The sequence below is a fragment of the Aliiglaciecola sp. M165 genome (assembly GCF_007197995.1).
In the GTDB taxonomy this organism is placed as follows: Bacteria; Pseudomonadota; Gammaproteobacteria; order Enterobacterales; family Alteromonadaceae; genus Aliiglaciecola.
Genome location: NZ_VKKH01000002.1, coordinates 696,652 through 720,480, shown reverse-complemented (window position 1 = coordinate 720,480; position 23,829 = coordinate 696,652). Strand labels below are relative to the sequence as shown.

Below are 23,829 nucleotides of genomic sequence, written 5' to 3'. Positions count from 1 at the left end.
ATAAAAACCAAACAGAGTCGAATCAATCAGGTTGATTCCGCTTTTTTAACCACTTGAATAATACCTATTTTTTGAGGGGTATGGCGCTGCAGGCCTTGTTTTATAAGCTTGCTCATAACTTGCTCATATACTGAATATGGCTATTTTTGCATTGCCTGTGTCATAATTTGACCTAAGCAAAGCTTTAGAGAAGTCGAAGGAGTTAAGCACAAATGTCGCGGGTGACGTTCAAAGAATTCGAGTTTGATTTGGAAACCAAAGAGCTGATGAAATCGGGTCAGTCAGTTCCATTGCAGCCCAAGCAAGCCGATGTTTTGTGTCTGTTGTTGCAACGCCCTGGTTCGCTTGTGAGCAGAGAAGAACTCAAAGCCGATGCTTGGGGAGACACCGTCGTCGAATTTGATCAGAGCATAAACTTTTGTATTAAAGGCATTCGTCAAGCATTGGGCGACAATCCGAAGGCACCCGTATTTATCCAGACCATTCCGCGCAGAGGCTACCGTTTTGTTGCGCCAGTAGAAGATGAAGCGACAAATGAAAGTAAATTTGATCATTCTTCACACACACCGACAAAGATAGATAGCAAGGTTAATCCCACATCTCATACAACTAAAAGGGGGTTGTTGACCTATTTGGTCGCACCAGGAGCGGGGCTCGTTTTTGCCGTATCAGCTGCCCTTTGGTGGTCAAATCTAGTGCAGCCCTCTTTAGACGAAAACAGTCACCAGCAAAGCACACAATACGAAGATAAGATAAGTCTCAACTTCCAGCGCGCTGTTCATCAATTTGAAAAAGGTGAATACACCCATTACGCAAGCAGCTACAAGATGTTTGGTGAAATTACCAAAACATACCCTGAGTACCCTGACGTGCAGGCGTACTTAGGGATTTCGGCGTTGTATTCTAATGTGGAAAACTCGCAAAAAATCATCAAAGAAAGCAGTGAGCTAGCAAGGTTGTATCAACCAGAATCGGCGATGACATCGGTGATTGAAGGTATGGTTTTACTCTATTTGGATTGGGATATTTCAAGCGCACATCAAAAGTTTTTGGATGCGGTCGCTATTGAACCCAAACTGACTATTGGATGGCATGAGCTATCAGTCACTAGTGCAATTTTAGGTGATATTGACTTAGCGTACAGGAGTATCGAGCATGCACTGCAACTGGATCCCGGTGGCGTACAAGAACGCTATCATGCCGGTTGGATATATTCAGTTGGAGGAGATCATCGACTTGCGTTGGCGCAGTGTGAGCAAACCTTAGAGCTTAAACCTGAGCATCTTTTTAGTTTCAAATGTGCAGCCGAGTCAGCGTTGGCGCTTGGACTCAACGAAAAAGCTAAACGTTACTATGTTACCTTTATGCAAAAATATGGGGCCAAACCTGAACAAATTGAATTGGTCGAAAATCAACTAAACAAACAAGAAACCGTTGCATTTTATGAATGGTTATTTGCTTTGTGGCAGAAAAATCAGGCTCCCGCGTTTTTTCTTGCAACCCTAAAAGCATCAACCGAAGACTACCCAATGGCGGAGTCATTACTTAAACAGGCTGTCGAAAATAAAGAGAGATATGTACCACTTGCGCTTGCCTATCCTGAATTCAGACCTATGTGGAAAGATCAGGCCTATCAAGAATTAAAACAATCCCTTAGATTGTAATATTGAGATAGCGCACTAACCTATTCTCTCTTTGAATCTGCCCTTTACATATTTGATATTACCCTGGGTTTTGCTATCACATTTTATTCTGCAAACGAATGCGACAATCACACCAAAGGAGCGCGCATGAAAGCTTTGATATCGATGTTTTTTGTATTTCTTTTTATGACAAAAGGCTATGCAAACGGCATGGCTAACACCATAACTCAAGAGGACGTCACCCAGTTGTTACAAAACTGGAAAGTTGCATTCGCCACAAAAGACTCAAAATTACTTGCGCAGATCTTAGACGATAGTTGGGTGTATTCAGGCGGAGCTGATGGTCAAACTTCAGGGAAAGAAGATAGCTTGAACGAGCTTGCAAACAGTGACTATCGAGTGACTGATATAGAGTTTTCTGATCTTGTCATTCGCTATTACGACGATATCGCGATAGTCACAGCTAAAGAAAAACTACATATCCTTGGAGCCGACGGCGCATTAAGTTTCGTCAATCTCAGATTCACAGATGTTTATCGCAAGCAAGATGGCGTGACAAGAGCGATTTCTACACATAGTTCGCCCATTACATCTGAATGAAGGTGTTGGGTTTTATTCTTTATTCAGTCCCGTTTACACTTATGTGTTTGATTTATTGAGCGGTTTTTATTCTAGAACATTTTTCTGCAAAATAAACAAAAGGATTGCCTCTTTCATAAATTGAAATCGATTCTATTGGTAGGATCTATCTTTCTTTTGTTCATTATTTTAATGTGTTCAATATTTATGAACGCGTAATAATATTGAACAAATAGTTGTGTTTTGTTCATTTTGGTTTATTGTTCATTGTTATTGAACGACAAGAAAAAATGAACAAGCAAAAATATAGACAAATATGAGTTATGGACATGGCGAAAGAAAAAGACATCGTTGATGCAGCAGTGGAGCAGCTTAATAAGCATACAAACCTGGGAGCTAAGCTAACTTTTCTTGAGCGTGATCCTACGAAAAATCTTACGAAGAACACTGCAAAAGCAGTGGATGGTCAGCTAACGCTGCCAAAAACCAAAACGACACTCAATATCGAATGTAAAAAGTGGATCAATAAAGCAAATCTGCCAAGACTAATACTTCAAATGAAAGCTTACGATCCCGACCTTCAAACTATGCTCGTAACAGACTATGTTAACCCCAACCTCGCAGAGCAATTAAAAAAACAAGACATTCAATTCATAGATACCGCTGGTAATGCATTTATCAATCAACCACCCGTCTACATCGACATACAAGGGAAAAAGCCAGCAAAGCCACATCAGGACGTCACATTAACGAAACAAATGGGAAAAGCGTTTCAGCCCAAAGGGATGAAAGTCGTTTATATGCTGTTAACTCAGCCCGAGTTGATAAACGCACCTATGAGGACAATTGCTGACACAGCGGAGGTCGCGCTTGGAACAGTGAAGCAAGTGATGGACGATCTGCACTATCAAGGATTTATTATACAAAAAGGTGAAAAAGGGAAAGTCGTGGCAGATACAAATGCCCTGCTCGATAAATGGCTAGATGCTTACCCTGAAAATATGCAAGCCAAGTTAAATCAAACCTTATTCGCTGCCGACAACCCTGAACAATTGAAGGCGATTGATGCTGGTGATTATGGCGGGCTTTGGGGCGGAGAACTTGCTGCTGAGCGATATGCTCACTATCTAAATGCCAAAGACTTTTTGATTTATCTAGCACCAGATCAAAAGCAAGCTTTTCTGAAAGCTGCCCGACTGAGAAAGCCTGCCATTAATGAAATGCAAGATCATAAAGTAATGGTAGTCGAGCCACCTTTTGAGAATAAGAAAATACAAGGTGAACAAGCGGGCTTAGCACATCCATTATTGGTGTACGCAAGTTTAATCACCAGCACTGACCCTAGAAATATGGATGCGGCAAAGAGGCTGTATGATGAATACCTTGCTTAAAACACTTGATATTGTAGACAAACTGCCAGATGGATTAGTCGAGCTTTATCAAATTGTTGATGAGCACACGACTGCTCTGGGAATTCCATATTTAGTGGTAGGTGCTACTGCCAGGGATATTGTCTTGGTACATGGATACAATGCCAATATTGAGCGCGGTACGCGAGATGTAGACTTTGGTATTCAAGTGCAAAAATGGGAGCAATTTGATCAGTTAAAAACACGTTTGCTTGAGTCAGGCTTTGTGCAACACAAAGACAAAATCCATCAGTTGAACATGATTGATTCAAACAACATGCCGTGGGAAATCGACATTGTGCCATTTGGTGAAATCGCACAAAGCACTCTCGACAATACGAACCATATTGAAATTGCTTGGCCGCCAGAACAAGACTTTGTTATGAATGTAATGGGATTCAGCGAGGCATTCGAAAATGCGTTAACGGTGAAGATCGCAGAGACTCCAGAGCTGAAAATCAAAGTGGCGTCTCCCGCAGGTATGCTCATTCTAAAATTGATCTCATGGTTAGAACGAGGGTCAGAAATACGAAAGAAAGACGCGACAGATATCTATTACCTAGTTAAACAATACGCAAAAATTCCAGAAGTACTTAACGCTCTCTATAATCAAGGATTTATGGAAACGCAAAACTATGAAGAACTTGCTGCCAGTGCGATGAAAATAGCACAGGATGCAAAACGCATAGCATCACCTGATACTGTCGCATTTATCAACGAGCGACTATTTGCCGGTGAGCGTAGTGCAGATAACCTTGTTTTGGATATCAGTCGCAGCCAGCAAATTACGTATGAAGAAGCAGAAAAAGTACTGAACATAATTAAGCGAGAGTTTGAAATATCTGACTAGCCGCTCAACAGTAGAGCGACTCTTACTCAATATTCTGAATCTGAATATCGCGTAAAATAACAAAAATCAATTAAAACAAGGTGTTAATGCAACAGGTTTGCGTACTGTGCTTTTTTTGTCACCTAGCGTGTCACCAATTGGCTAGCGACTGAATGCCTTTTGAGTATGGCTAAACAACTTTCTCAAAATTTTAGCTTAACAAAATCTAAGATAACCAATTGTTGATTAAACTGCTACAAAACAGTGCTAAAAAATCACGACTGTGGAATGAGCATAACACTAACTATTTTTCATCCTCTAGGAATTCACTAATAAACTAATGTTCCCTGGCACGTGCCAGGGAATTTTCAGGACCGAATTCCCCGGCACGTGCCAGGGAATTTTCAGAAAACGTGTTTTTTGGGTAGCTAAGAACAACCTTTCTACGGGAAATTATTCGAATATGTGGACTTTGCTCACGTTCGAATCACAGAGCAGATTCTTAAAAAAAACTGGCTAACGCGTTTCAATGCAACATCAAAACCATGAATTTTTTACCACTCTGTTTGGTAGATACTAAAAACATGAGTGAAAAAATGAAAAACTACGAAAACTTGCGATTAATAGACAGAGCCACAGTTTGTAAAATTTTAGGAATTTCGAGCACAACATTATGGAGGCTTGAGCGCTCGAATAGCTTTATTCCGCGGATTTATTTGAGTCTTAGGAGGATCGCATTCTCTTTCAACGCTGTCCAGCAATGGATAGAGCAACAGACCCTTTGACTAAAAGCTCGATCATTATTAATCAACGGTCTGAGCAAGGGGGTGATCCTTCCCCGAGATTAGAGCCAAGTTCTCTAAAAATATTTTTGCTGCCGCTCTACTATATGGTGAAACACTCTCGGGTAGAATATTTTCCACTTAAGTACAAGTATCAGCTGCACGCGCTACATCAGACAAAAACAAATCCTTGTATTTAATTTGAGCACCCTAATTTTCCTTAAATGCAACGGTATTTTTTGATGACTAGACTTATGTTTGAAGTAAATAGTGCTATGTGTTTGGTTGCTTTTCAATCAACTAAAATTTTCTTTATTGTTCAAATGTTTATCAGTAAAGGCGCTTATTTGTAACGAAATATGATGCTTAACCGCGACACTTGTGTATAATTTTAGGCTAATTAAGATGTTGTTGTATTAATTAAAGGGAAATTATGCTCTCAATATTCGAAGGAACGAATCGCCGTTCGCTGCTAGCTGAAAGACTTTCTTTCTTTTCAAAATCTATCTCTTCACTCCTTTTGATTTTAATTACACATCAAGCACTTGCCACCGAGTTTGAAGGCAAAATAAAGAGCATCTACCTTCACGACAGAGAAGTGGATCCCTATTTCGGAATATTGATCGAAGGGAATATGTCGTCTAATCCGTGCGGAAACAGAACAGACGTTTTCATTGCCATCCCAAACGAAGTGAACGAAATGCAATTTTCCATGTTGTTGGCAGCAAAATCAGCTGACCAAACGGTGAAAATTAGCAACCAAAATGCCACGGGAGCCAAACAGTGTTTTGGGCCTTATTCAAAGTTTAACTTCGTTCAGATTTTGTAACGGGGAATCCAATGATGCGTATTTTAGCCACGTTACTTTTTGTATTTTCTAGCGCTGCCATGGCAGGTGGTTGGACAAACACTGTGCCGGTTGAACATGTTGAAATTATTCGAGGGCAAGGGTTCGAAATTAAAGGGGCTTTTGGTAATCCGAGTAATTGTTCTGGTAGCGATTCCATATTTGTCTCCACTAATCACCCCCAATATGACCAACTACTGTCTGTCGCCTTGACGGCGTTTACCGCAGACAAAAAACTCAAAATCTATTCACATAAGTGCATTGATTATGGTTGGCATGGTGGAACGTACAACGAACTAACCGCCGACGGCGCAATGTACATTAAGAAGTAATGAGTATCTTGAGTGACTTTTTGTTCTTTTTCACAATTTTCTCTAATACCTTCATGCTTCAATCACACTTGCATGCGAGTTTTCCTTGCATGATTATTAATTTTTTACTTGGATAAGGGAATATCGACTATGCCATCAGTCTACTCTCGTTTTTTATCGTTTATCTTACTTTCGTTTGCCGCACTGTCGTTTTCGGCATCCGCACTTGACGAGAGTTATCAACTTTATGAGAAAAACGGCGAATACTATCTAAAAACAGATCCAACTTGGGTACCGATCAGCGGCTCTGTATTTATCATTATTCCCGTTTATGAAGAGGGAGATTTACTAAAGCTAACTAACAGCAGCGGAAGTTGGCAAGTTGAGAATATTACTTACTCACAGTTTTCAACAGCCAACCCCTCGCTGGTGGCTGGGGGTTCAGTATCATACAGCGACTTAAATTCTGATGGCATTATGGATTTAACTGTATTTCTGGGCGCCTCTGGTAATAACGAATATGTTTACGTTGAAAACGATGGTTCTGGCGGTTTCGCAATCGATATTGCATTGTTGAGTTATGTAGAGTCAGCGCCTCAGGTGAACACGCCTTCTCTACCGACAGTTAGCAATACCTTAGTAGGTGTTGTAGGCGGAGAATTCCGTGTAAGCGAGTCAGGAGCCGCTACCTATGCCGTATCACTGGAATTGCCATCTGGAATAGCTGGGGTAACTCCTGAAGTCGCGGTTTCTTATAACTCCCAATCAGGTAATGGTCACTTGGGGATAGGGTGGAATATTTCTGCAGCTTCGAGTATCGATAGGTGCCGAGCGACGAGAGAACAAGATGGCTATAATGGAACGATTAGCAATGATGGAGATGATCGCTTTTGCTTAAACGGTCAAAAGCTGATCTTAGTAAGTGGCACCTATGGTAATGCAGGCGCAGAGTATCGCACAGAAATTGACAGTGGAATTCGAGTCAAATCTGAAGGAGTGCTTGGTAACGGACCGCTCTATTTCACCGTAGAAGGATCAGACGGCTCAACAAGCTACTTCGGAGATTCAGCCGATTCACGTCATACTCATGGCGGCAATGCCATTCGTTGGTTAATGAGCAAGGTCGAAGATAACTACCAATTAACGTCCAACGCCATTTCTTACAATTATGTTGATCTGTCTTCTAACCCTGAAGTGTCTGAGATTGTTCTTGATACAATAAGCTACAGCGGAAATACCATCGATTTCGATTATTCAGCATCATCCAGTCGAACAGACGCAAACATTTCAAATGTGTTAGGTGCCAAGGCTGGCTTGTCTGAGCGACTAGAGTCAATCACCATCAGTAACCATGATGATTTACAGGTTCGAAGTTATCATTTTGGTTACGAATCGGATTCTAATACGGGAATTTTGCGACTAGCCTCAATTACCAAATGTGGAAGCTCTGCTTCAGACTGCTATGAACCCACAACGTTTGAGTGGAATAATCAAGGTCAAAATCTCTATACTGGATCTGGCGTTGGGAACCAAATCGATCTTGGAAATAATCAAGTGTATTCTCCCTCACCTGCAGACTTGAATAGTGATGGCTTCTCAGATGTAGTTTTTGTCGCACTTGGGAACGGCAATGTTCATTCAGTAAAAGTTGCTTACAACTATTCAGAGAATGGATTTGCAGACGCGATTCGACTTTTTTCCATAACTAGTAGCGACTTAAATTTATACCCACCTCGATTCTATCCCGTTGACGTTGACGGCGACGGATATGTCGAACTTATCTATTACACCCAAGAAAATGGCGACTACGTATGGAAATATTTCGATGCTGATGAGCAACTGATTATTGATTTTGATACATGCTTCGCCGATGATTTTGAAGTCGATACTTGCGCCGAAGATGATAACCGTATAGTCGATATGGGTATCAACTTAACTGGTACTAGTGGAACGAGTACAAAAGTAACCTTTGCAGATATTAATTCCGACGCCTATCCAGACATGATTTATGTGTCTGGGAGAAACCTATACCAAAGAACAAATAACAAATCTGGCGGTTTCACATCCCCTTTGAGTATTGCTGTCGAGCCATTCGACACTTCAGGATTAGGACAGGATGAAATATACGAAGGCGCAAACTTACAGTTGATCAGTGGGTTAACACTTTTTGACATCGACTCTAATGGAACAGCCGATTTGTTGTTTAAAATCGTCGACACAGTTTCCGAAATAGATTGTGATGGGCAAGATTGCAATGTCGATCGCTATGACAATATTTCCTGGGGAATGCTAGTTGGAGACGAACTTAAAAGATTAACCGGTTCGCTAGTGCCTGATCTCACTCCTTCAACTCGCATATTCGCTGCTGATATCAATGGCGACGGAATGTCAGATATTTATGAAGTTCCTGCTGATACCTCAACCAGTCCAACCGTTAGGTTTCAATTATCCGATGGAAGTGGTCAGTATTTACCGGTGCAAAGTATCGCACTCAATGTCGCAAGAGGAGAAGACGCTTCAAGTATCCGATTCATTGATCTTGATAAAGACTATCGACCGGACTTAATTTACTTTGACGAAAAACATAGTCAAAACACTTTCTTGGATAAATACAACGGTAGATGGGAAGTCGCTTACCAAGATACTGACGGAGGTTTTATCGATGGAACAGATGTCAGTACTTTAAGTGGTGTCGGCAACATGCTTTACGAACCAGATCAAAACGCTGTGTTGTTGGCTGATTGGACTGGTGATGGAGATGTCGATCTTGGTCATTTGCAATTGGTCACTGACGGCTCGTTCGTGCCTAGATTGAAAGTTTATCGCGATGTCGTCGCAAACAACGCGCCCAATAAACTGAGGCAAATAACTAATGGCTTTGGCTTGACCACCACCATCAATTATAATTTGATGAATTCCGAGTCCATTTATAAAAAAGGTACAAATGCCCACAATCAGCTTTGGGGAAGATGTCGATTTGATGGCACAGCAGTTGGAAACTTACGCCGTGAATGTTCACCAGTATTTGATTTAATTTCCCCTTATTACTTGGTTAGCTCAGTAACATCAGATGCGCCTAGCCATACTAACGCGAACGATACGCTATCGGTGGAGTACTTCTACGAGGGCATGCGCGCCCAATCCGGTGGTCGCGGTATGTTAGGGTTTGAAAAGCTCTACACACACGATGTTGATAGAGACATAACTACGGTCACTACCTACCGTCAAGATTTCCCATTTATAGGCATGCCAGCTAATACAGTGCAATATTTGGGCGAAATAAGCGACACACCCGCGGCGAACAAGATCCTGTCGCGTGCGACAAATGTGTACGATGTGTATCAACTAAGCGGCGGGGCAACACTTTACCCCTACTTGGATATTTCTACCCAGGAAGAGTTTGCCGTCAATGATGCGGGAACCACGACTCTGCTCAAATCAGTGGTGGTGACCGATAACGACTATGAACGCATTGATCGTGCTAACTTGGTAGTTGCAAACAATACAGCTAACCACGCAAACCTTAAGCAAGTGACCGTTGAAATCCGCGCAGGTTTGGCGGCAAATACCGTGATGAATCGGGTCACCACAGTTAATTCATTCAGTGATGAAAACGTAGACAATTGGTGGCTCAATCGCATTAGTGCAACAACCGTTACACATGAACGTATATTCGCTACAGATGACGTTGACACAGTCACGCGCAGCAGTGAGTTTACATACAACGCAAACGGTGTGTTAGAAACCGAGGTCATTGCGCCATCAGGCAATGAGCGTACAAAGCTAACAACACTGCACTGTTATGACACTTTCGGTAATGAAACTGGTACCCACACTTACAGTAGCCACTTCACCAATATTACTTGTGCGACATCGCCGGACGATGTGGATGTCAGCGGCAATATTTATAAGGTGTATCGTTACCAGGGCACCTCGTTTGACGCAAGTAGCCGCTACGCAGTATCAACCGAAAACGCGTACTTCTATGCTAGCACAATTGACACTTTCTCAATCTTTGGCACACCAACAAAAACCACTGATATCAATGGTGTGGTTACCGAGCATGGGCTTGATGCTATGGGTAACGTTACGGCCTCCAAATCTAGCCTTGGTGCGACTTCTTCCGTTGAACGTCAATTTTTCGGAGATAGTGATTTTACGCCGCCTGCGATAAGCGAAACTTACTATTTTGTTGAAAAGCAGGAAACCAGTGGTAAGCCTACTGTCTTTGCCTATTTTGACAAAATGGGACGACAAGTTGCGTCGGCGAAACAAGGTTTTGATGGCACTTACATTGTGCAAATTAATCGGTACGACAAATACGGTCGAACTGTTGCCGCGTCTAAACCCCATTATCTGGGCGCAACGGCGTATTTTGAAACCTCATTATATGATGATTTCAACCGTCTACAATCAACCAGTTTGACCTTGACTGATGGCGGTTTACAATCGTCATCGGTAGCTTATGCTGCAAACGGGTTAAGTGTAACAACTACCGTCAGCAGTAACTTCAACGGTTATTCCGTGTCGCAGACCAAGTCCGAATTCTTCGACCGCGTTGGGAAATTAGAAAAAATTACCGATACCGCCATTTCTGGCGAAACTAACTATCGATATAACGCAACAGGCGATCTGGTTCGGACCAACAATGTTGATGGCACCGTGATCACCAATGCCTTTGACGACTATGGTCGCAAAACTAGCATGAATGACCCAGACAAAGGCAACTGGAGCTACCGTTACAACGCTTTAGGTAAATTGGTATGGCAGCAAGATGCTCGTGGTTCGATCACGCAGTTTTATATGGATAAATTGGGTAGAACCCTTGAGCGTGCAGTGAGTGGCAACGGCGTTAACGAGAGTACCAACTATTCATACTTGGCCTATTCAACGGCGCAAGGCCAGTTCGTTAATAGCCACTTGTTGCAGTCAGAATCTTTGCCTAATGCCAATCACGCGAGCAAACAGTATATTTATGACAGTGTTGGTCGCCCTGAACTGGTGCGTACAGTCATTGACGGTGTCACCTATACCCAAAAAACCACCTACGATGAAATCGGCAGGGTATTCCAGCAGTTTGACGCTGACGAAAGCTCGATTTTGGGTTGTGAAGTATCAGGTGGCAACACCACAGGCGCCTGTTGGGGTGTGCGCAACCACTACAACGGCTATGGATATTTATTCAAACAAGAAGAAGCCAAGTTCAGTGACGCGCCTGCAGGTAACGATAATAAAGTTACCTATATGGAAATTGAAGAAATGGACGCATTGGGGAATGTCACTCGCCAGCGCAAAAATGTCAGAAGTAATAACATTGGCCACGTTACAACGGTTAAAACATTCGATGCAATTCTAGGTTTTAACACCAGTATTAATGCCACATCTAGAAATAGCACTGCACAAAGCGTAACCATGACTTTTGACGGTTTTGGTAACTTGCGGAACCGTGAAAATGCTACCAGCAACTTCACTCAGGAATTTGAATATGACGATGCCTTTAGGCTACTAGGCGCGTCTTCGTCAACCGGCGCCAACGGTATGGCCGTGGCGGATGTCACTTATGACGACAACGGCAACATTACCAGTAAGTCCGATGTGGCCAATGGCGTAACTTACCAGTACGGTCAGCGTGCGTCGGGTTGTTCCATAACGGCAGGCCCGCATGCGCTCACCCAGGTAGGCAATCAAACCTATTGTTACGATGCAAACGGTAATCAAACCAAAGAGTATCGAAATGGTTCGTTGCACAGAAACATCAACTACCACCATTTTGACAAAGCGTCTCAAATAACCGCCAATGGAGAAGTTACAAGCTTCTACTACGATGCAAATCGTAATCGTTATAAGCGTGTGAGCAGTGAAAGTGGCGTAACCAAGACCACTTACTATTTGGGTAACCTTGAAATCATTCAATCTAGTGACGCGAGCCCAATGCAGTTCCGTCGTTATATTCCAGGTGGCGTGCAAACACGCTATGCAAGCACAAGTGCCGTACAAAACAGTTTTTTGTTAAAAGACCACTTGGGCAGTGTGGATACCATTTTGAATCAAAATGGTCAGATCACCGAAAAAGTCTACATGGACCCTTGGGGTAAGCGCACTAAACTCGGCGCAACCAGCACATGGAGCGCCAGTGCAAGAGCGATTGCCGCACCTACGTTGACCAACATGAGTCTTGCGATCCGTGGATTCACTGGCCACGAACATGTGGAGCACGCCGATATTATTCATATGAACGGTCGGATCTACGATCCAAGCTTGGGTAGATTCTTGCAGGCTGATCCCTTTATTCAGGCTCCGAAGAATAGTCAGTCGTTTAACAGATACAGCTATATCATCAATAACCCGTTAAGTGGCACAGACCCAAGTGGTTATATTTTTAGTATCTTTAAACCTTTCAATAATTTTGCTAAGCAAATTTTGAGATCGGTGGCGAGCGTGCCGGTGCTTAATGCTGTGGCTCAAGCTGCTGCTTGCTACTTTGGCCAAGCATGGGGATGCGCGGCATATGCATCGGCAACCACTTATGCCACGACTGGGAACCTGAGAACAGCATTTAAAAATGGCGCGATTGCATTTGTCACGGCAAAAGCCTTCCAGAAGATTGGACAGCATTTCCAATCTAAAGGAATATTTAATGGCACTGGGAACTACAATTTACAATTGGAAAGGCTATACAGTTTCGGTGGCAATCAACTCACTGCATCACAGATAGCGCAACAAATAGCTGCTCATGCCGTTGTTGGTGGGGTTGCAGCAGAACTATCGGGTGGTAAATTTGGGCATGGGTTTGTCAGTGCTGGTGTGACCAAAGGATTCGGCGGGGCTTACCTGCCGGGTGGAAGTGATCTCAGTGGTGCGGACATTGCGCAAGGAACAGTCGTTTCGATGATTATCGGTGGAACGGCTTCTGTGATAACTGGTGGTAAGTTTGCTAATGGTGCGCAGACTGCTGCCGCGCAGTATTTGTTTAATCAGGCTACCGAGGCAATTAAGTCTAGAACAGTGTTTCGAGCACTCACTCCAGAGCAGCGAAAACAGTTTGATCGCGGTTTAGGAATTTATGCACGGAATAGAATAGGTAGTGTGACCCCAGAACAGCATGTCGGTATGGGGAAAAAAGTCGCTCATGATAGTCCATGGATAAGCGCTTCAACACAATTGAATATTGTAAAAGATGGATATGTAACCAATGAATCTGGGATAGTGCTAATTGATTTAAGTAAGGTAGACACTGAAATAGTGACTTACGAGACTATAGGTAAAGTTTGGGTTGATCTCCCTTTACATTACAAGTTAGCTTATCATCGTTCATTTTGGGCACAAGAAGTTCTGATCAAAGGGCATATCCCTCAAGAGGCACTCACTCTTTGGGATGGTAAAGGGGGAGAATGATTTGGCCATACGGTTTTATAAAGTTGGAGATGACTATGGCGAGTTTTCAAACTTTGCGCTATATCCGATTTCTTTACTTGGTATGCAATGGAAAACTTCAGAGCACTATTTTCAAGCAAACAAGTTTACAGACCCCACATTATTTCAATCTGTTATGGATGCAAAAACTCCTCATGAAGCTGCATCCATAGGGCGAAGCCCAAATAATAAATTGAGAGATGATTGGGAGTCCATAAAAATAGACATTATGAGAGAGGCAGTAACTGCAAAATTTTCTCAAAATGAAAAGCTAAGAAATTTGCTACTGTCAACTCAGAGTGAAAAAATTATTGAGGCGTCACCCGCAGATTATTTTTGGGGGGAAGGAAAAGATGGCTCTGGAAGAAATGAATTGGGAAAAATTTTAATGGAGGTAAGAAGTTCTCTAGCAACTCAAACTAAAACAAAGCCAATTTCCCCTTGGGAGTATAACTCAGATGCCGAACCTTATGACTTTTTTTGGTCGCAAGGCGAGGCGGAAAGTATCCTTGTTGAATGGCAACGTTTTATCAATCAAATGACAGTGCAAGAACGAGATGAATACTATGAAAACGAAGTTCCCAAAAAGTGGAAGGATTAGTAACTTTTCGAAAAATGATAAAAGGGGCGGTACATTCATGGACATATGTGGTTACTCCGGCGGGAAAAAGGGGTCGGAGTTAATTAATATCGACAATATATTCTTAAGAGCCAAAAATCAGCCTACTAGTCATGCGACTTGCAAGCCTAACTACTTTGTTATTTCTGCTAATGTGCCGTACGAACGAAGACAGATGCTGTTGTCGAGGGCGATGATGGCGTTGGCGTCCAACGAAAGAATTAACATTGGTTTTGACGCGAAATCAAGGTGTCAGAACACTTGAAATCGAACACAACTAAGTTTGTTAAAACCAAGCGACTTTATCGTATCTTAATTACCAAGCGATTCTGTCGTAATTGCTAATTACCAAGGGAAACGGAAGAGGGATCCCTCAGGGTCGGAGTCATTTAATTGCATAGGCAGACATGCTTGTGTTGAGTCGGAATTTAAAAGCTGGATTCGTGCGATTGCAGGGTTTCACATCATAGCAAAGTAGTGTAGCTATTAGGGATAAAGGGAGAATAGCAAATGAAAAGAGTATTTGTTTTCGTATGTTTATTCTGTATTACGCAGTTTAGTTATGCCAATGGTAGCAGCGGCTGGAGAGGGATCAAACACATTAAGGCAGAAGGCACTATGGCCACATTGATTTATCCTGATACTGCTTTTTTGAATCCTGATAACTGTGGTCGGTCAGATTTCGCGCTAATCAACTCTTGGTTTGCCGGATGCCAAGACACTCCCTGGGGTTACAGTGTGCCCGTAATGTATAACATTATCATCGGCAATTGATAGATGGGCAAGGCATAACAGGTTTGGGGTCATTTAACTCACTATTTGGAATAGGCACCCACAACCGAAAAAATAGACCGAGAATCACTCACTCTGACAGTTGGTGATGCTCAAAAGGAATGAAGTACAAAGGATATATATGAAAAGGTTGTTATTAATAATGCTGTTGCTGTGCACTCATGCACAGGCTTCAACCGTCACAAGTACTAAAATTACGGAAGTTCTTGCCGAATCAAGGTGTCAGAACACTTGTGAATTCATGGACAGGCATGTTTTTGGATGGCGAAGCCGATACTGATTAAATAAGTTTTAGCAAGCTAAACTTGGGAGACGGGGAAAAAGGGGTCGGAGTCATTTAAAAGCGGAAATCGCAAAATGATGGCTCCAAATCTCAGTAATACACGGTTGCTATTAGGAAAAAGGAAAGAAAAGGAAATGAAAAGAGTATTGGTTTTTGTATGTTTGTTCTGTACCACGCAGTTTAGTTATGCCAATGGTAGCAGCGGCTGGAGAGGGATCAAACACATTAAGGCCGAAGGCACTATGGCCACATTGATTTATCCTGATACTGCTTTTTTGAATCCAGATAACTGTGGTCGGTCAGATTTCGCCCTGATCAACTTCACCGATCCGGCTAAGCAAGACAAAGTCTCTATCGCCCTCGCGGCTTTTATGGGGGGCAAGAAAATCAACTCTTGGTTTGCCGGATGCCAAGACACCCCCTGGGGTTACAGCGTGCCCGTCATGTATAACATTACCATCGGATAAAGGGGCGGAGTGAATTAAATCACTCTAGTTGCCTTGACTAAAATTACAACGAAATCAAAAAATGAAGTATTTAGATAAGACATCTCTAATTGAGGGAAATAGAAATGAAAAACATTTTATTGTTAATCTTACTTGCAGTTAACGGTTTATCTTTTGCCGCAGGATCAGGAACCGGTGACCAGAAAGTCCTCCAAGTGGAAATTAGTTCAAAGGACAACTTAAAGATAACCATAGAGGGTGAATCTCACGCGTCAACGTGTACGACTGCGGGTAAAGAGAGAGTACTCGTGGTTCCCAAAGAGGATAACAATTTCGACCATTTTCTAACTATTGCCCTTACAGCTCACTCCAATGGCAAAAGCGTATATTTTTGGATCGACAATAACGTATGTGTCACCGAGTATTCAAACAGCTATCCAAGACCTATGACAATAGTAATTCGTAGCGAATAATAAATTCGTGGGGATCCCTCAGGGTCGGAGTTAATTAATTTTGTTCCCAAATCCTTTCAAAAGATCCCTGACAAAAACATTCGGGATGACGGGAATATAGAAAGTGAATTTATGGAATAAGGATTCCAGCACAAGGAAATAGAAATGAAAAAATGGTTCACAGTATTATCAATGTTATTTGCTACCGAAGCGATGGCAGATTGGCATCATGGAAAGCTCGGTATAATCGCATTTGGTTATGATGGGAAAACTATTTCTGTGGGCCAAGAAGGGTTTGAACGCACTGATTGCACTTGTTACCCCGCCTGGCCCGGCCGTTATTGTCTTGATGCAACAAGAGAAACCTTTGAAAAAGAGTACGCCTTTTTACTGATGGCCAAATCCCAAGATAAAGCAGTGAATATCAATATTGACGAAGCTTCATGTAAAATTAGAGCGATATATGCGAACTAAAATGGAAAAAGCGAAGGAGACAATTGACTCAAAATTCGCTCGTAGTGGGAGTGAAAAAGGGGGCGAAGTCATTTATTTGATGCGATTACTTTAAAACTGAGCCGTTGAGATTTATACCATTATATATTTGTGCCTTTTAACAAGGCGTTTTTAATTACCAAAGGATTATGTTTTGCGAACAATAATGTGCTTTCTCTTGTTAACAATGTTTTCGACATTAGCGTCAGCAGATGCCACCACTCCTCCTCTCACAATCAAAAGTATCGGAACAGGCTGGACTCCCAATGCACTTTTCATTGAAACGAATGAGGGCACCAAAGTAGAAGGATGTTCGTCTGCAACGATTAGAATCGATTTAAATAATGCGATGATAGACCACATACTCTCAATCGCTCTATCTGCTTATCATACGTCTTCCAAAGTGGAATTCAGAGTTAAAGGCTGCAATGGAAACCTAATGAATGCAACGTCTATTGCGATCATTAAGTGAATTCAGGATTTCATGAACAGCCATGTTTTTAACTCATAAAGGTAAGAGGGCGCTGGGAATTTAGTTATCAAAACTGTCGCCCGAATATCAATAAATCAATTTCAGGGAACAAGCGAGATTAGGTAGTTCACTCCCTCTACAAGGAATAAGATATGAAGTCATTCTTTTCAAAATCATGCAAGCTAGTTGCATTTTTCATACTTGGTAGTGTCCTGGTTTTTAGCCAACAGGCGTCGGCGGTAGACAGCAAAACCAGTGCGGTTAATGCCGTTCGAGTATTCGGCTCTGGGAATATTTCTATTTCACTTAAGGGTGACAACAATGGTTGTGGTGGTAACGCTTTTTGGGTGAGCGATGCTGATATGAAGCAGACTGCCATGTCAATTGCCCTTACGGCCATTACCTCAGGTAAAAAAATCAAAGCCAGAAATGTCACCTGCACCAATTCGCCTTGGCCTAATACTGCGACAGCTTCTGATATCACACTGTTCGATTAGTTTTGAGAATTCAAAAAAAACGGGTCATTTAGTTTCCTAGCCTAAATATTTAATTAAGAGGAACGTTATTGTGAATAGGATTGGTTTTGCTGTAGCTATATTTTTTTCAGCAGTACTTTTTTCTACATCCGCTTTGTCTTATGGCGTGGTTGAAGGATATGTCGTTGAAGTGAGAGTCGAGCGCGGTGGAAAAGTGCTAATAAGTTTCGACCGTGAAATTCATGGTTCTCCTCCAGCATGCAGTGCTGGTCGTAAGACGAATATGGCTTTTACGACGTTGGATGAAGGTGGTGAAGGTATGCTTTCGGCTGCACTTGCCGCTCAAGCTTCAGGCAATATGTTAAGAGGAAGGGGAGGCGGTGTTTGCAACGTATGGTCTACAATCGAGTCTGCCGCTTATGTCGTGATGATTAAAGACGCGCCAAACTGAAAAAGGGTCGAAGAAAAAGGTAGCGGAGAAATCTAATTAAACTTTGTTGGCTCGCAGGGCGTCAGAGTTTTTCGTTGACGGCTTTGGTATTCTCAAGCGAAAAAGAGAAAAAAGTAACGTTCTGGTTCGCATATCCATAAACGGAACCTATATTAGTGTTGCTGCACCTAAGCCAAAAGCCGCTGGCAATATTTAATGCGCACGTAGACACAAGTCTCAATAATATGAAAAGTTAGTTAATGTATCCAATTCAGGAAATCTCAGTTTTAATTCTAAAGGAAGTAGTATGAAGTACCTAAAATCTAAACTCCTCGTTTTGTCCTTAACCCTCTTGTCATTTTCAACTTTTGCCAATTATGTAGGCCAAGTGACACCACAAAAAATATATGGTGCTGAGACAATTCGTTTTGGCGTAGACGAACCGCCAGCAGGTAAGGTTTGTGATTATTTTGGGCGACACTATCAGTTCAATGCAACGACGGAAGCAGGAAAAAATATGCTTTCTATTTTATTGGCTGCGGAAATGTCTAACCGCAAGGTCGATATCTGGTTTACAGCGAGTGCGGCCCCAGATACGAACCATGAAAATGGATGTGTTCCTACCACAATGGCAATACTTACAGCTATTGGCCTGGTTGATGAATAGACGGAATAAGGGAGAGGAGTGAATTACCGCGGAATTGTTCAGTTGCGCTACCATTCAGTTTGCTCCGTTTTCTATTTTTTGTTTCGCCTTATATTAAGAGGAAAAAATGAGATTCTTTTTGTTTTTCATATTTTTGTTGAAGTCATTCGTTGTTTTAGCAGAGCCTACTGGTGAGCGAACTGATGTGATTCGGCTGAGAGCCTTTGCTGAGGGAGATGGAGCAATTTATGTTTACGTGTCGACGCAAAATTATTTATGTGAGACCTCTACATTTAGTATCAACCTCAGTCGACCCGGAAGTCAGGAAATGCATGCCTTGTTGACAACAGCCTTAGTTTCGGGAAAACAAGTTCGATTAGAGCTACGGGATAATCAATGTAATGGCTGGGGTACTGAGATTCGCTCGGTTTATCTCGAAAAGTAAAAATGATGGGCAGAGGTTTTTATTTGATGCGGTTCTTTTAAAACTGGGCCATTGAGACTATTAAATATTTGTGCATTTTAACAAGGCGCTTTTACACACTAAAGGATTGTTCGCATTTTTATTAATTAGTATGGGAATCAAAATAATGAAATATATGTTTTTACTAGTTAGCCTTGTTTTTCAGTAAATAGTTTCGCAGGAGAAATTGCCAGAGGCGAGGTAAGAGAAGTTGTCAATATTCTGGCTGCGAAAAAAGCATTCGCTGTACGTCTTAAACCTAGTGCAACAGGGGTTTGTGCAGATGTTTGGATTGAAATACAACAAGCCAATTTTAACGACAATATCGAATCCTATAAATTCGCGTTCGGCTTAGTTAATACAGCGTTGGTAGCCAACAAAAAAATACGCATACACAACTATACTGATGATGATTGTGATGGTGCGACGTTTATTGGTTTATACAGCGACTAAAATTAAATAAATTACATAGCAATTCATATAGTTTAGTAATGTGACCCTCTACACGAATCGCAAGAACGGCTCGCCAACAGGTTTTTGTGCAATTGGACATATACGGGTAGATGTATAGTGGTATTTATAGCATCAGTATTTGGAGTAAGACCTAAATGATAGAGCAGTTTAATCGCGGAAAATACGCGCTTTTCATTCTCCTCGCAACCATATTCATTGGATGCCATCAGCAAGCTTTCGCTCAAGAACTAAGTTGGTACAACTGGTATGAGCCACTTACTATTAAAGATATTCGTGTTCAAGGTAATCGTAATATGGTGAGTTTTAGGACAGTTGAAGCACCTATCAACCCTAACAATGGTTGTTCTAATGATTACTACGGAATCAGAATGGACGAAATGGGATCAGAGATGTTGTCAGTACTCCTGGCAGCCCACGCAGCGAATAAAAAGATTGGTTTTAATATTGATGCAACGCGATGCGGTCCTTTTGGGCGAACGCTGGTAACACAAGTTAGGATCCTTTAAATGAATAATTTCTTGGACACCCAGAGCGTTTTGAATTGAAACCCGATTCAGCGAACCACGCCAGCTAGTATTTGTCTGTAGGTATCACCTTACTTCGACATTTCTAACGCGATTTCGATTACCGTCTGCAGGACAGTTTTTCGAGACGTCTGAATGAAGCGTGATTTCCTTTTCAGAGACGTAAGCCGATAAAATAAGAGAAGTTTGTATTTTGGACGCCTCGCTAGCCAATATGATGGTCCATTCGTTGCTAGATGAACACCACTCCATGTTGTTTACCGAAGTATTGGAAAGGCGAACATCAATTTTCTCAACACCGCCACCATTGTCATGTACAAGTATCTTTGTTATCACCCCTTTTTGCCATCCGGCGAAGCTATTGCTAGCAAATACTAACGCACTCAATAATAAAATTATCTTTCTCATAAACTACCTTATTTGGAAGTGAGGCATAACGCCCCTATAAAACTTCAAATACATGCTGTACGGAGAGTCATCAAGGCCAGCATATTTGGGTGCGGTTGAATGGTTTGTTAGGCATCTGTTCAAATTAATATATTTGAATAAATTTAATCCTTGGTTTATCACCACAGCCTGATGTAATGTTTTCATTATAATAAATTTTAACATCTCTCCCTGCCATTAAAGCCGATAACACATTACTGGAGATATCATCTTTTCCTTTAGACGCAATCAATTGCTTAGCCTAATCCATGAAACGATTGACCTATCACCTTCGCAAACACCGATATCGTGAAAAGATAAAGGCGACTTGGTTGTCAACGCGGTCAAGACTAGTGAAAACTTTCTGTTTGCAACCGCTTCATTTGGACTTTTTACTCTCCAATATACACCACCGCATGAATTAGGCCCTTCTATACGCATTTCGAAAGTTGTAGCGTCGGAGTCTAGTTGGTAAACGTTTGAAACTTGTTTGTTAAGAACATCTTCTGCTGCAGATAATTCGAACTGAAGAAACAAAAAACAAGTGATAAATAAAATCCTAAATTTCATAAAATTTCCTTATGTTTGCGCCTAACGCCCTTGATACACGACAAATGCTTGTTGGCTACGCTGGCGCAGAATAAGCCAAGCCAGCGATTGCTCCATAACAAGTACGAGCTCGGTTGAATGGATTGTTATATTTACGGCTTTAACCATAAATGCTGAAAATCCCAAGCCGCCCCATTCGACAAACAACTATCCTTATATCCAATCTCAACTAAAGTTCCTGTTGTCTTGGCAGTAAGAGCGGATGAAACCACCGCAGAAAAAAGAGGGTGATCACTTTCAATTGCGACACGTCTGTGATTTTTGCCACATGCCGGCTCTACCTCATTCAAATATATGACAAAAACTGTATTAAACATTTTAACATCAGTAATCTTACCCGTTCGAGAAGTGGTGGCTGCATTTGAAAAAGCAGAAAACATTAGTGTTGAGATTAAAACAATAAGAAGATTTTTCAATTTAAGTTCCTTTATAAATTTATCCGAAGTGCTAGTTGTGGTGAACATAACTCTCCTATTCAACGGTCCAGACTTGCTGGCTACACTGAGAGCGAAGCGAGCACAGCCAGTTATAATTTGTGCCGTTGATTGGTTTGTTAGCCGTTAATATATTTCCAACCTAGTCATTGCCTCTGTAGAGCCAACTGGGCATGTATCGTTGCCCTTTATTTTGACAGTTCTATTGCTGGCGTGTGCCGCCATTAATTTTGATAGCATCTGCTTACCCAATTCAGAGTCGGTCGCTAGAACATAATCCCACATCGAATTAGAGTGACAATTGGTTCTGTCCGGTGAACCTTCAACCTGCACAAACAAAACAAGACCATAAGTAGCATCCATCATTGTTCGAGTTACTTTGGTTCCACTGATTTCTGAAGCCAATGTAACGCAAGTAAAAGCCATAGAAACTATAAATAAAATCAACTTTATCATGTACATCCTTTTTTTAACGGTTACGACTTCTATTATACGGCCCAAATCTTCTGGCTATAACTAGCAAGGCACGAATCAAGCCAGCGGTTGCTTAACAAAGAGAATGGGTCCGGTAGAGTGTTATATTAGCTCTCATCATATTAATTAAGCATTTGAAGGTTTTCTAACCATTTGGCGGGCTTTTGGGCACCATTCTCTCTGCAAGACGTGTCATTACCCCAATCTACATAAGTTGCCTTTACTCGCCTATCTGCCATACTCGCCGCCATTACCATAGATTGAACTAACTCCAAATTCTGACGCTGCTCTCCGGTTTCTGCATAAGCTATTTTTAAGTAGTGATCATACCCAGCGATTTTAAAGCAAAATCCTCCATTCAGATAACTTGACGAGTAGTTACCATATGTATTGACATAAAAAACCTCTACTTTCCCAGTCATATATTTCCAAGCAAATGCTTGTGGGGAAAACACCAAAGTGAGGATTAGAATTAATTTGAATTTTTGCACTGTTAAAATTTCCTTTTTTGTACAACCTGGTGAAAGCTAACGTCCCTATTAAACGGCAAATGTCTGCTGGTTAAAATTAGCGTGGCACGAACCAAAGCCAGTGACTGCTTCACAACGAGAATGGGTTCGGTTGAATGATTTGTTATATTTATTACTGTAAATACAGGTCTTTTATTTTGAACCAACGACCTTCGCAACCTTCAATAGTTACTTTCAAAGTTTGACCAGAAGTCTTAGCAGCAATTATAACCGATTTAACAACTGGGTCTGAAGCGCTTAAACCTGCCCACCCATTATTGTTTTCACATTGGTTTGAGCTCAGCGCGTTTGGAAAGCCACTTTCTAATTTTAGGGCAATTGAACCATTAGGATTCACATACACTTGAGAAACAATGCCTGAATCTTGTGAGTAGCTTGCATATACGTGGAAAGAAAAAAGTAGTGATAAAAAAAGTATAATTTTCATTATTATCCTTAAAAATATAACGCCCCTAATAAACGGCTCAAACTTGTTGGTTATTATTGCAAGTTAAGAGCCTTTGGCAGTGAGTATTTGTCCAGTTGAACGGTTTGTTGGCATCATGAAGAAATAACCGACCAAAGCCTCGGCCATTTTTGACCCCAACCTTCATAGCACCCATTTACATAAACTTTAATTGGCGTTTTGCTTGATTTAGCGGCTAACAAAATACTGAACTGTCTATCGCCGTTTTTGGTGTCGTCTACCAATACAAACGCATTAGCTTGTTCACACTGATCTGGGTCGGCAATATCATTCGCGTTAAAACGAACTGTTACTACGCCATTTTCTGATGAAATAGATGTAATTATTGCGCTTCCATCATTTGTTAACCAACCGCTAGCCATTGAATAGCTTGAGCACATAGTTAACAGTAACAAAACAAATTTCAATTTCTTCTCCATTTGAAATAAAGCTAACGCCCCTAATTTACGGCAATTATTTGTTGACTATACCAAGAACGAAGCGAACCCAGCCAGCGAGTTTGTGTCTG

General features: G+C 41.6%; 25 protein-coding genes and 1 pseudogene. 20 read left to right on the top strand and 6 right to left on the bottom strand.

From position 1 onward, the window contains the following. The first annotated feature begins 212 nt into the window (after window positions 1–212). From FM019_RS05480 to FM019_RS05390, 20 genes and pseudogenes are all read left to right on the top strand, one after another. Window positions 213–1,664 carry a winged helix-turn-helix domain-containing protein gene (locus FM019_RS05480; RefSeq protein ID WP_143834877.1) on the top strand — a complete coding sequence of 484 codons (1,452 nt, stop codon included), beginning with the start codon at window positions 213–215 and terminating at the stop codon, window positions 1,662–1,664. A 126-nt stretch (window positions 1,665–1,790) separates the two neighbouring features. After that, window positions 1,791–2,243, top strand: coding sequence for a YybH family protein (locus FM019_RS05475; protein ID WP_143834876.1), 453 nt, complete (start codon window positions 1,791–1,793; stop codon window positions 2,241–2,243). Between the two features lie 308 nt (window positions 2,244–2,551). Continuing rightward, the gene (locus FM019_RS05470; RefSeq protein ID WP_185969199.1) at window positions 2,552–3,613 is read left to right on the top strand and encodes a type IV toxin-antitoxin system AbiEi family antitoxin; all 1,062 of its coding nucleotides are present in this window, start codon (window positions 2,552–2,554) and stop codon (window positions 3,611–3,613) included. Further along, window positions 3,594–4,481, top strand: coding sequence for a nucleotidyl transferase AbiEii/AbiGii toxin family protein (locus tag FM019_RS05465; RefSeq protein ID WP_185969198.1), 888 nt, complete (start codon window positions 3,594–3,596; stop codon window positions 4,479–4,481). The genes FM019_RS05470 and FM019_RS05465 overlap by 20 nt, the downstream gene beginning before the upstream one ends. Window positions 4,482–5,005: 524 nt before the next feature. Next, entirely contained in the window at window positions 5,006–5,245 is a 240-nt protein-coding gene (locus FM019_RS21125) for a helix-turn-helix transcriptional regulator (protein WP_143834873.1), read from the top strand. A 430-nt stretch (window positions 5,246–5,675) separates the two neighbouring features. Next, window positions 5,676–6,071, top strand: coding sequence for a hypothetical protein (locus FM019_RS05455; protein WP_143834872.1), 396 nt, complete (start codon window positions 5,676–5,678; stop codon window positions 6,069–6,071). An 11-nt stretch (window positions 6,072–6,082) separates the two neighbouring features. Beyond that, window positions 6,083–6,421: a hypothetical protein gene (locus FM019_RS05450; RefSeq protein WP_143834871.1), complete on the top strand. Its 339-nt coding sequence runs from the start codon at window positions 6,083–6,085 to the stop codon at window positions 6,419–6,421. A 129-nt stretch (window positions 6,422–6,550) separates the two neighbouring features. After that, window positions 6,551–13,795: an FG-GAP-like repeat-containing protein gene (locus FM019_RS05445; RefSeq protein ID WP_143834870.1), complete on the top strand. Its 7,245-nt coding sequence runs from the start codon at window positions 6,551–6,553 to the stop codon at window positions 13,793–13,795. Window position 13,796: 1 nt separating this feature from the next. Then, complete coding sequence (locus FM019_RS05440) at window positions 13,797–14,414, top strand: NADAR family protein (protein ID WP_221934358.1); 618 nt, start codon at window positions 13,797–13,799, stop codon at window positions 14,412–14,414. Window positions 14,415–14,942: 528 nt separating this feature from the next. After that, window positions 14,943–15,206: a hypothetical protein gene (locus tag FM019_RS05435; RefSeq protein ID WP_143834868.1), complete on the top strand. Its 264-nt coding sequence runs from the start codon at window positions 14,943–14,945 to the stop codon at window positions 15,204–15,206. Window positions 15,207–15,641: 435 nt separating this feature from the next. Next, window positions 15,642–15,974, top strand: a complete 333-nt coding sequence (locus tag FM019_RS05430) for a hypothetical protein (protein ID WP_143834867.1) — start codon at window positions 15,642–15,644, stop codon at window positions 15,972–15,974. A 104-nt stretch (window positions 15,975–16,078) separates the two neighbouring features. Further along, the gene (locus tag FM019_RS05425) at window positions 16,079–16,426 is read left to right on the top strand and encodes a hypothetical protein (RefSeq protein WP_143834866.1); all 348 of its coding nucleotides are present in this window, start codon (window positions 16,079–16,081) and stop codon (window positions 16,424–16,426) included. A gap of 144 nt (window positions 16,427–16,570) precedes the next feature. Next, entirely contained in the window at window positions 16,571–16,879 is a 309-nt protein-coding gene (locus FM019_RS05420; protein ID WP_143834865.1) for a hypothetical protein, read from the top strand. A gap of 196 nt (window positions 16,880–17,075) precedes the next feature. Further along, window positions 17,076–17,369 (top strand): hypothetical protein, encoded by a 294-nt coding sequence (locus tag FM019_RS05415; protein WP_143834864.1) that lies wholly within the window; start codon window positions 17,076–17,078, stop codon window positions 17,367–17,369. 152 nt (window positions 17,370–17,521) lie between these two features. Continuing rightward, entirely contained in the window at window positions 17,522–17,866 is a 345-nt protein-coding gene (locus tag FM019_RS05410; RefSeq protein WP_143834863.1) for a hypothetical protein, read from the top strand. A 70-nt stretch (window positions 17,867–17,936) separates the two neighbouring features. Beyond that, window positions 17,937–18,296: a hypothetical protein gene (locus FM019_RS05405; RefSeq protein WP_143834862.1), complete on the top strand. Its 360-nt coding sequence runs from the start codon at window positions 17,937–17,939 to the stop codon at window positions 18,294–18,296. A 286-nt stretch (window positions 18,297–18,582) separates the two neighbouring features. Beyond that, window positions 18,583–18,942 (top strand): hypothetical protein, encoded by a 360-nt coding sequence (locus FM019_RS05400; RefSeq protein WP_143834861.1) that lies wholly within the window; start codon window positions 18,583–18,585, stop codon window positions 18,940–18,942. 106 nt (window positions 18,943–19,048) lie between these two features. After that, window positions 19,049–19,366 (top strand): hypothetical protein, encoded by a 318-nt coding sequence (locus tag FM019_RS05395; protein WP_143834860.1) that lies wholly within the window; start codon window positions 19,049–19,051, stop codon window positions 19,364–19,366. A 189-nt stretch (window positions 19,367–19,555) separates the two neighbouring features. Continuing rightward, a pseudogene (locus tag FM019_RS21120) lies at window positions 19,556–19,837 on the top strand (DUF5992 family protein); the annotation flags it as partial. A gap of 155 nt (window positions 19,838–19,992) precedes the next feature. Further along, a complete protein-coding gene (locus FM019_RS05390) occupies window positions 19,993–20,364 on the top strand; it encodes a hypothetical protein (RefSeq protein WP_143834859.1) in 372 nt (123 codons plus the stop codon). Window positions 20,365–20,448: 84 nt separating this feature from the next. Here the strand turns inward: FM019_RS05390 and FM019_RS05385 are convergent, their stop codons facing one another. The 6 genes from FM019_RS05385 to FM019_RS05355 all read right to left on the bottom strand — a co-directional run bounded on the left by FM019_RS05385 (window position 20,449) and on the right by FM019_RS05355 (window position 23,728). Then, a complete protein-coding gene (locus FM019_RS05385) occupies window positions 20,449–20,790 on the bottom strand; it encodes a hypothetical protein (RefSeq protein ID WP_143834858.1) in 342 nt (113 codons plus the stop codon). 719 nt (window positions 20,791–21,509) lie between these two features. Beyond that, a complete protein-coding gene (locus tag FM019_RS05375; RefSeq protein ID WP_143834856.1) occupies window positions 21,510–21,881 on the bottom strand; it encodes a hypothetical protein in 372 nt (123 codons plus the stop codon). A 96-nt stretch (window positions 21,882–21,977) separates the two neighbouring features. Then, the gene (locus FM019_RS05370; protein ID WP_143834855.1) at window positions 21,978–22,307 is read right to left on the bottom strand and encodes a hypothetical protein; all 330 of its coding nucleotides are present in this window, start codon (window positions 22,305–22,307) and stop codon (window positions 21,978–21,980) included. 140 nt (window positions 22,308–22,447) lie between these two features. Beyond that, on the bottom strand, window positions 22,448–22,816 hold the full coding sequence (locus FM019_RS05365; RefSeq protein WP_143834854.1) for a hypothetical protein: 369 nt from the start codon (window positions 22,814–22,816) through the stop codon (window positions 22,448–22,450). A 151-nt stretch (window positions 22,817–22,967) separates the two neighbouring features. Continuing rightward, on the bottom strand, window positions 22,968–23,282 hold the full coding sequence (locus FM019_RS05360) for a hypothetical protein (RefSeq protein WP_143834853.1): 315 nt from the start codon (window positions 23,280–23,282) through the stop codon (window positions 22,968–22,970). Window positions 23,283–23,395: 113 nt separating this feature from the next. Beyond that, window positions 23,396–23,728 carry a hypothetical protein gene (locus FM019_RS05355; RefSeq protein WP_143834852.1) on the bottom strand — a complete coding sequence of 111 codons (333 nt, stop codon included), beginning with the start codon at window positions 23,726–23,728 and terminating at the stop codon, window positions 23,396–23,398. Between the last annotated feature and the right edge of the window lie 101 nt (window positions 23,729–23,829).

Coding starts and splice junctions, on each gene's coding strand:
- FM019_RS05480 (WP_143834877.1), top strand. CDS start 213: ATGTCGCGGGTGACGTTCAAAGAATTCGAGTTTGATTTGGAAACCAAA.
- FM019_RS05475 (WP_143834876.1), top strand. CDS start 1,791: ATGAAAGCTTTGATATCGATGTTTTTTGTATTTCTTTTTATGACAAAA.
- FM019_RS05470 (WP_185969199.1), top strand. CDS start 2,552: ATGGCGAAAGAAAAAGACATCGTTGATGCAGCAGTGGAGCAGCTTAAT.
- FM019_RS05465 (WP_185969198.1), top strand. CDS start 3,594: ATGATGAATACCTTGCTTAAAACACTTGATATTGTAGACAAACTGCCA.
- FM019_RS21125 (WP_143834873.1), top strand. CDS start 5,006: ATGAATTTTTTACCACTCTGTTTGGTAGATACTAAAAACATGAGTGAA.
- FM019_RS05455 (WP_143834872.1), top strand. CDS start 5,676: ATGCTCTCAATATTCGAAGGAACGAATCGCCGTTCGCTGCTAGCTGAA.
- FM019_RS05450 (WP_143834871.1), top strand. CDS start 6,083: ATGATGCGTATTTTAGCCACGTTACTTTTTGTATTTTCTAGCGCTGCC.
- FM019_RS05445 (WP_143834870.1), top strand. CDS start 6,551: ATGCCATCAGTCTACTCTCGTTTTTTATCGTTTATCTTACTTTCGTTT.
- FM019_RS05435 (WP_143834868.1), top strand. CDS start 14,943: ATGAAAAGAGTATTTGTTTTCGTATGTTTATTCTGTATTACGCAGTTT.
- FM019_RS05430 (WP_143834867.1), top strand. CDS start 15,642: ATGAAAAGAGTATTGGTTTTTGTATGTTTGTTCTGTACCACGCAGTTT.
- FM019_RS05425 (WP_143834866.1), top strand. CDS start 16,079: ATGAAAAACATTTTATTGTTAATCTTACTTGCAGTTAACGGTTTATCT.
- FM019_RS05420 (WP_143834865.1), top strand. CDS start 16,571: ATGAAAAAATGGTTCACAGTATTATCAATGTTATTTGCTACCGAAGCG.
- FM019_RS05410 (WP_143834863.1), top strand. CDS start 17,522: ATGAAGTCATTCTTTTCAAAATCATGCAAGCTAGTTGCATTTTTCATA.
- FM019_RS05400 (WP_143834861.1), top strand. CDS start 18,583: ATGAAGTACCTAAAATCTAAACTCCTCGTTTTGTCCTTAACCCTCTTG.
- FM019_RS05395 (WP_143834860.1), top strand. CDS start 19,049: ATGAGATTCTTTTTGTTTTTCATATTTTTGTTGAAGTCATTCGTTGTT.
- FM019_RS05390 (WP_143834859.1), top strand. CDS start 19,993: ATGATAGAGCAGTTTAATCGCGGAAAATACGCGCTTTTCATTCTCCTC.
- FM019_RS05385 (WP_143834858.1), bottom strand. CDS start 20,790: ATGAGAAAGATAATTTTATTATTGAGTGCGTTAGTATTTGCTAGCAAT.
- FM019_RS05375 (WP_143834856.1), bottom strand. CDS start 21,881: ATGTTCACCACAACTAGCACTTCGGATAAATTTATAAAGGAACTTAAA.
- FM019_RS05370 (WP_143834855.1), bottom strand. CDS start 22,307: ATGATAAAGTTGATTTTATTTATAGTTTCTATGGCTTTTACTTGCGTT.
- FM019_RS05360 (WP_143834853.1), bottom strand. CDS start 23,282: ATGAAAATTATACTTTTTTTATCACTACTTTTTTCTTTCCACGTATAT.